This is a genomic window from Nocardioides sp., from assembly GCF_025964975.1.
Classification (GTDB): Bacteria; Actinomycetota; Actinomycetes; order Propionibacteriales; family Nocardioidaceae; genus Nocardioides.
In genome coordinates this window covers 19,803-27,344 of the sequence record NZ_JAOPXV010000179.1, presented here as the reverse complement: position 1 = coordinate 27,344, position 7,542 = coordinate 19,803, and the positions used below count along the sequence as shown (strand labels likewise).

Here is a 7,542-nt window from a genome sequence, read left to right as displayed (position 1 = left end):
GCATCGGCCCACCGCATGGGACGACCCTCCGGTGGTCTCCGACCTCGATGAGATCGAGACCGACCAGCCGATCGTGCTCATCTGCGGTGACGGCCACCACGGGTGGCTCAACACCCGGGCGTTGCAGATGCTCTTCCTGCCCACTCGTGAGGGCGTGGTCGCGGAAGGGGAGTGGTTCCAGGCATACGGCCGCCTCAGCACCGTGCTCGGCGTCGACGGCACCGGCCCGGACGCCTACCGACGGGCCATGGAGGCCGCTGCGGCCGTGGGGATCGTCGGGGTCGTGGACTTCGAGTTCAGCGGCGGTGTCGCCGAGTGGCTGGATCGCTGGAGCGGCGGTGCCGACGTCCTCCGCGTCCGGATGGCGTCGTACGCCGATGGGCTCGCCGACGTCCTGGCGCGCGGCCTGTCCTCGGGGCAGCCGCTGGGTGACGACCCGCGCCTGACGATGGGCCCGCTCAAGATCATCAGCGACGGCTCCCTCAACACCCGCACGGCCTGGTGCTGCGAGCCCTACGCGGAGAAGGCGGTCCTGGGCTTCCCGCACGGCCAGCCCAACCAGACTCCCAACGAGCTCCGCGCACTCCTCCGGCAGGCGGAGCGGGCCCGCCTCGACGTCGCCGTCCACGCCATCGGCGATCGCGCCGTGACCGAGGCCCTGGCAGCGTTCGAGGATACTGGTGCGCGCGGGGGGATCGAGCACGTCCAGCTCACGACCCGCGACGACGTACGTCGCATGGCCGAGCTCGGGATCCGCGCCAGCGTGCAGCCCGCCCACCTCCTCGACGACCGTGAGGTGACCGAGCGCCTGTGGCCAGGTCGTGGCGAGCGCTGCTTCCCGCTGCGGTGGATGCTCGACGACGGCGTCGAGGTGGTGCTCGGCTCGGACGCTCCGGTCTCGCCGCTCGACCCGTGGCTGGCGATGGCGGCGGCCGTGCACCGAGCCGCTGCGACCGACGAGCCGTGGCATCCGGAGCAGTCCATCACCGCTCGCCAGGCCCTGGCGGCCTCCACCGACGGCTGGGGCACTGTCGCCGTGGGCCACCCGGGCGACCTCGTGCTGCTCGACGCCGACCCCCTCGCCGGAACCGACGATGCGCACCATGCCGACCGGCTGAGGTCGATGGGCGAGCACGTGCTCGGCACCTGGGTAGCAGGCGAGCGAGTCCACCCGGCGGCCCCGTGACGGCGGCGCCGCTGCTGGTCTGCGTCCCGGGCCTGGGCCTGGAGGAGGACGCGTGGGCTCCCACGATCGTGGCCCTGGGCAACCAGGAGGCCGTGGTCCAGGCCCTGCCGGGGTACGGGCGCCGCCCGACGCGCGACGACGACCTCGCGCCGGGGGCCCTGGGTGCCCGTGTCGCCGCCGGGCTCGCCGCTGTGGACGGTCCGGCGGTGCTGCTGGGCCACTCCGCGTCCTGCCAGGTCGTCGTCCACGCGGCCGCGCTGGTCCCTCACCGCGTGGTCGGCGTGGTGCTGGTCGGCCCGACGACCGACCAGCGGGCCGCGTCCTGGCCCCGGTTGGTGGCGCGCTGGCTGCGTACCGCCGCCTGGGAACCCCCGTGGCAGGTGCCGCTCCTGGCGCGCAGCTATCGCCGCACGGGTCTCGGCTGGATGTCGCGCGCGATGGACGCCGCTCGTCGCGACGACCTCCAGGTGCCCCTCGCCACCCTCGACTGTCCCGTCCTCGTGGTCCGTGGCCGACACGACCGCATCTGCCCCGACGACTGGGCGCGCGCACTCGTCGCCGTCGCGCCGCCCGGATCCCGGGCCGTCACCCTGACGCTGGGTGCGCACATGGTGCCGCTCACCCGCGGCGAGCTGCTGGCGGATGCGGTGCAGGAGTTCCTGCCCTGATGGGCGCGAAGCAGCTACCGGCGCAGCCGCACCGTGACTGATGGTGGACGGCAGACCGCCTTGTGCGGGAAGCACGACGCGATAGACCCCCTCGACCGAGGTTGAGCACCCGGACGTCTCGGTCGTCGCGGGTGCTGGACTTCACGACCCTGCGCCACGTGCCGTTCCTGCGTGTCTGGACGACGAAGCGATGGTTCACAGCCGCTGACGCCGGGCCGATCTTCACCCGCAGCTTGCCTGCCCTCTCCACGGCCTTGATCGCCATGGTCAATGAGTTCGCCGAGGGTTCCGACGCAGGGACCATGGGTGCCAGGGCAGTGGGATGGGTGGGCGAGCTGGGCGCCGGCGGAAGGGCTGGAGCAGGGGTAGGGGCGGCCAGGTGCGCCCACACGCCGGGCTTGCCCGCGTTGGTGATGGCGGCCGGATCGATCCGGGTTCCTGCGGCGGTCGTCGTGCTGGGCAGGGGCGCCAGCTGCCGTGACGTACTTCGTGCCGCCGGCGTCGAGCACGGTTCCGTCGGCTGGTCGGTGGCTGACGTGGCTCCAGGTTCCGGTGGGTTCGGTTCGTTCGAGGGCGACCTTGTCGACGCGGGTGACGGGTTGGCCGCCGGTGCCGCCGACGTGGTCGAAGTTGGAGACGTAGATGGGTGCGCCGCCGGCGAAGCGGTAGACCGATCCGTCCTGGTCGGAGACGAAGGTCCCGTCGAGGGGGTATTGCCTCAGGGCCGCGAATCGAGAGGCACTGAGCGCAGTGGTCGCTTGCGGGCCGCCGAAGTAGTTCCAGCTCGAGACGTAGACGGGCGCGCCATCTGCGATCCGGTAGACGTGATCGTCGAAGGAGACGAACTGGCCTTCCGAGACGCCAGCACCACCTCCGACGTCCTTGAGGTGGATGAACCCGTTGGGCCAGGCGTATCCAGCAGTGTGCGTCTTCCAATGGAAGGTGCCACCCCAGTTGTCTTCAGAGACGACGATGGAACCGTCGGCGTTGACTCGCTCGACATACGCCACATGGCCGGCTGAGCCGGTGTAGGTCCCGGCGTCATCGGTCCACCACGCGATCGAGCCCACAACAGGGGTGTTGTTGCCGCTACCCCGCGAGCCGCGAAGTAGGTGCCCCAGCGGGCCGCGTCGCCGGGCGAGTAGCCCGTGCTGCTCCGTTGTTGATCAATCGGAAGGCGACGTAGTTCGTGCAGTTGTGTCCCGCAACGGCGTTCCAGTACGACGTCGCGTTCGTCGAGTCGTTGTAGCCGGCCGTGCTGTAGCCCGCGCTGGAGCATGGACCGTATCCACTGCAGAGGGCGCTGTATGCCACGGTCGCCGGGGTATGCGTCGCTGTGGTCAGTCCCGCCACCACCGCCAGGATCAACAGCGCACGGCGCGCCAGGCTTGTGAGTCCAGTTCGTGCCCGGTTCGGCGCATGCGTCATGCCGGGGAAATTGGTGCAGCCGATTCCGGGGAGGGGGAGTCTTTACCCGGGGCGTAGTCAGGCCAGCGCCAGCGTGGCCTGGAGCACGAACTGCGGCGCCTCCAACCGGTCGCCGTACAGCTCGCGCAGCTGCTGTACGCGGTAGCGGACGGTCTGTGGGTGCACGAAGAGCTCGCCGGCCACCGCGTCGCGACGGCCTTGGTTGAGCACCCAGGACCGCAGCGTGTCCGTCAGCTTCTCGGCGGTGGCGGGCCGCAGGTCGGCCAGGGGCGCCAGGACGAGGGCACGGAGGTCGGCCCGCGTCGCGGCGTCCGCTCCGAGGATCAGGTCGGCGAGGTGCTCGTCGGTGTCCACCAGGCCCTCGATCTCGAGAGCGCAGGCACGCACGGCCCGGTGGTGCGACCGCGCCACCTCGAGCCACGGCACCGTCGGCCCCACCACGGCCGACGTCCCGCGGAGGGCGCGCAGCAGGCCTTGGCGACCGGACGTCGAGTCGGCGGACGGCACCAGCAGCAGGCCGTGGCCCTCGGGGACGTCAGCCAGGTCGTCGGTGGGTTGGAGCGTGTCGGCCGAGAGGAGCTTCAGCGCCTGCGAGCCCTGCGACTCGGGGAGCAGCACGGCGGCGAGGGCCTCGGGCGGATCCCACTCCGCGCGCGCTGCCGCGGCGGCGATCGCGTCCGGAGCGGCGCCCGAGACCAGTGCCCTGGCCAGCCGCTCGAGGTTGCGCTGCCGGATGCGACCGGTGCTCTCGAGCTCGTCGGTATGGCCGGCCGCGCTGGCCGCGGAGAGCTCGTCGATGTAGGCGAAGACGAGCTCCGCGAAGCGCGCCACCTGTTCGGCGTCGACGCCCTGGGCGACGGCGGCCCGGGAGAGGTCCCGCCACGCGACGCGGGCCCCGATGCGGTACGCCGCCAGCAGCGCCTCCATCGTGCGGCCGCTGCGTGCCTCGCCGCGGCCCAGGCGGTAGGCACCGTCGAGGGCGGGGGCCAGCGGTGTGCTCACGTCCTCCTTGCTGGCCAGCGTGAGGAACCCGCCCAGCGCAAGCTCGACGGCGTTGCGGATGGTGGCGCCCATCTGACCGGCCAGCGCGCCGGCATAGCTCGGCACCTCCGCGATGATCGCCTCGACGGTGCTCTCGGCGACCTGCGCCAAGGACGACTCCATACTGGCCGCAACGTCCGGATCGAGCCCGACCTGGGTACGCTCTTGTGTCGTAGGACGCACACGTTCACGTGTCATGACCGCTCCAGCCTTCTTTTTGTTCGCGACGAACAAGAGTCTACGCCCGATTCACGCGCCCATGGCAGGAACTCTGCCGCTGCGGCGGGCATTCTGGATACATGAGCATGGCATTGATGACCGGGAGCGGCGCCCCGCTGCGCTCCCGCTTGGCGCGGCTGGCCGAGACCGTGACCACCCCGTTGGTCCCCGCTGACATCTTCGACATCTTCGCCCCGCTCCGTGCCGGCGCCGACCTGCGTGGTCGCATCGAGGAGGTCCGGGCCGAGACGCCGGACGCCGCGACCATCGTCATCCGTCCCGGCGCTGACTGGGCCGGCCACGTGCCCGGCCAGTACCTCCGCATCGGCATCGACGTCGACGGCGTCCGTGAGTGGCGCGCCTACTCCCTGACCCACGGCCCCCGCGCCGACGGTCGTATCTCGATCACCGTCAAGGCCGTGCCCGACGGCAAGGTCAGCAACCACCTCGTCCACGAGGCCGTCCCCGGCACGCTCGTCCACCTCGAGCAGGCCGCCGGCGACTTCGTGCTGAAGTCCGACCACGACCGCCTCCTCTTCGTGACGGCGGGCTCCGGGATCACTCCGGTCATCGGCATGCTGCGCAACCTCTTCCCGAGCACCGACACGGGCGTCCTGCGTCTCGACCGGAGCAAGGACCTCGACATCGTCGTCGTGCACGTCGCCCCCAGCGAGCCCGACTCGATCTTCATCCGCGACCTGGAGTCCCTGGCCGCCGCGGGTGCGATCACGCTGATCGCGCGGTACGACGACGTGCACGGCGTCCTCGACGTGGACCGGCTCGACGACCTGGTGCCCGACCTCGCTGAGCGCCGTACCCTCGCGTGCGGTCCCGCCGGCCTGCTGGACGCCCTCGCGGCCCACCATGAGCGCGCCGGCCTCGAGCTGGTGACCGAGCAGTTCCGTACGGAGCGCATCGAGCCGGGCGACGGTGGGACGGTGGCCTTCGCCGACGGCACCTTGCTCGAGCTCGACGGAGCGACCTCGATCCTAGACGCGGCCGAGGAGGCCGGCGTCCTGATGCCCAGCGGGTGCCGCATGGGCATCTGTATGGGCTGTGTCCTGCCGATGAGGGCAGGCGCGGTGCGCGACCTCCGCAACGGCCAGATCACTGCTGTCGTCCCTGGCGACGGCGCCATCAAGGTCCAGACCTGCATCAACGCCGCCGCCGGCGCCTGCCACCTCGACCACTGACCCGATCTCCCCCCTGAAGGAGTCACCATGACCACGATCCAGAAGCAGGCCCAGAGCCCGATCGCGCACCTCACCGAGTCCGACATCGAGCAGATCGGCATCGAGCTCGACGCGATCCGCCAGGACATCCTGGACAGCCGCGGCGGCGCCGATGCGGCGTACATCCGCAAGCTCATCGACACCCAGCGCAAGCTCGAGCTCGGCTCGCGCGCGGTGCTGCTCTTCAGCATCTTCCCGCCGGCCTGGCTGCTCGGCACCGCCGGCCTGAGCGTGGCGAAGATCCTCGACAACATGGAGATCGGGCACAACATCCTGCACGGCCAGTGGGACTGGATGCGCGACCCGAAGATCCACTCCAGCACCTGGGAGTGGGACATGGCCTCGCCGTCGGAGCAGTGGAAGCACAGCCACAACGAGCTGCACCACACGTACACGAACGTCATCGGCAAGGACAACGACCTCGGCTACGGCATCATGCGCGTCGACGAGGAGCAGCGCTGGGCGCCGTTCCACCTCGGCCAGCCGATCTGGTGCTTCATCAACGCAGTCTTCTTCGAGTACGGCATCGCGGCCTACGACCTCGACCTGGGCGCTGTCATCAAGAAGAAGCAGACCGACGACCCGGAGTTCCGTCGTCGCGCCAAGAGCGTGCTGACCAAGATCCGCAAGCAGGTCACCAAGGACTACGTCGCGCACCCCGTGCTGTCGATCCCCACGGGCTCGTTCCTGCCGACCCTGGCCGCCAACTTCACCGCCAACATCGTCCGCAACCTGTGGTCCAACTCGATCATCCTCTGTGGCCACTTCCCCGAGGGCGTCGAGACCTTCGAGAAGCGCTCCATCGAGGGCGAGAGCCGCGGTGACTGGTACGTCCGTCAGATGCTCGGCTCTGCCAACATCTCCGGCTCCAAGGCGCTGCACCTGATGAGCGGCAACCTGTCGCACCAGATCGAGCACCACCTCTTCCCGGACCTGCCGTCCAACCGCTACGCGGAGATCGCTCCCAAGGTGCAGGCCCTGTTCGAGAAGTACGAGCTCACCTACCTCGCCCGTCCGTTGGTCCCGCAGGTGTACTCGGCCTGGCACAAGGTCGTCCGGCTCTCGCTGCCCAACGGCTGGCTCGCCACCACGAACAAGAAGAACGTGCCCAGCCAGCTCAAGATGCTCTACGCGATGTCGACCAAGGGCCCGAAGGTCCGTCGCGCCGCGCAGGCCCGGCTGACCCAGCAGGCTCGACGCGTCGAGGTCCAGGCCGCGGCCTGATCTGCGCTTCGTACGGCCCCGACCCCTCACCGCGGTCGGGGTCGTTCGGCGTCCCGCGCCTGTCGTGCCATGCGTGCCCCGGACATGAGGTGCAGGGGAGCTGAGCTTGTTCCAGGTGTCGTCGTGGAGCCTCTTGCGACCCAACAGCACCATGCGGTCAACAGGGCGACGTGAGTGAGGGTAGGAGGACTGGATGTCACTGGACCAGACGGGAGCGGAGGTGGAGAATGCCATGAGGGGGGAGCGTCGGCGCACCCGCCTGCGCCGCAGGTGAAGGAGAAGCGTTCATGCCTCAGTCCCCTCGGCAGCGTTGGGCCAGTCAGCAAAGTTTGGGACGCCAGCGCACGGTGGGCGAACCCGGGCGATCGTCTCCCACCAAGCTCGTGGGGTAGTCATCCTCATGGCCGGGAACAGCCTCGTCCCGGGTCGTCGTATCGGCGAGCGTCGTCGGTTGTTCGGCGGGGCTGACGCCGTACGACGTCGTCTCATCCCGGGCCTCCTGTCGGCCCTCATTGATGGGCTCGGTTGCGATCCCGATGTGGAT

General features: G+C 70.1%; 6 protein-coding genes. 4 read left to right on the top strand and 2 right to left on the bottom strand.

The genetic code is table 11. The features are described 5' to 3' along the window. Together JWN68_RS13680 and JWN68_RS13675 are read left to right on the top strand one after the other, a co-directional pair. Positions 1-1,186, top strand: a 1,186-nt coding sequence (locus tag JWN68_RS13680; RefSeq protein ID WP_297739820.1) for an amidohydrolase family protein, incomplete at its 5' end; no start/stop codon positions are given. Then, on the top strand, positions 1,183-1,854 hold the full coding sequence (locus JWN68_RS13675) for an alpha/beta hydrolase (RefSeq protein WP_297739818.1): 672 nt from the start codon (positions 1,183-1,185) through the stop codon (positions 1,852-1,854). The genes JWN68_RS13680 and JWN68_RS13675, both read left to right, overlap by 4 nt. Before the next feature lie 14 nt (positions 1,855-1,868). On the opposite strand, the gene JWN68_RS19375 is transcribed toward JWN68_RS13675, so the two are convergent. Both JWN68_RS19375 and JWN68_RS13665 read right to left on the bottom strand, forming a co-directional pair. Next, a complete protein-coding gene (locus JWN68_RS19375) occupies positions 1,869-2,924 on the bottom strand; it encodes a CHAP domain-containing protein (protein WP_366519808.1) in 1,056 nt (351 codons plus the stop codon). A 415-nt stretch (positions 2,925-3,339) separates the two neighbouring features. Next, positions 3,340-4,446 carry a PucR family transcriptional regulator gene (locus JWN68_RS13665; protein ID WP_297739814.1) on the bottom strand — a complete coding sequence of 369 codons (1,107 nt, stop codon included), beginning with the start codon at positions 4,444-4,446 and terminating at the stop codon, positions 3,340-3,342. Positions 4,447-4,622: 176 nt separating this feature from the next. On the opposite strand from JWN68_RS13665, the gene JWN68_RS13660 reads away from it, so the two are divergent. Beyond that, positions 4,623-5,735 carry a ferredoxin reductase gene (locus JWN68_RS13660; RefSeq protein WP_297739812.1) on the top strand — a complete coding sequence of 371 codons (1,113 nt, stop codon included), beginning with the start codon at positions 4,623-4,625 and terminating at the stop codon, positions 5,733-5,735. A 27-nt stretch (positions 5,736-5,762) separates the two neighbouring features. After that, complete coding sequence (locus JWN68_RS13655; RefSeq protein ID WP_297739810.1) at positions 5,763-6,998, top strand: acyl-CoA desaturase; 1,236 nt, start codon at positions 5,763-5,765, stop codon at positions 6,996-6,998. Positions 6,999-7,542: the final 544 nt, after the last annotated feature.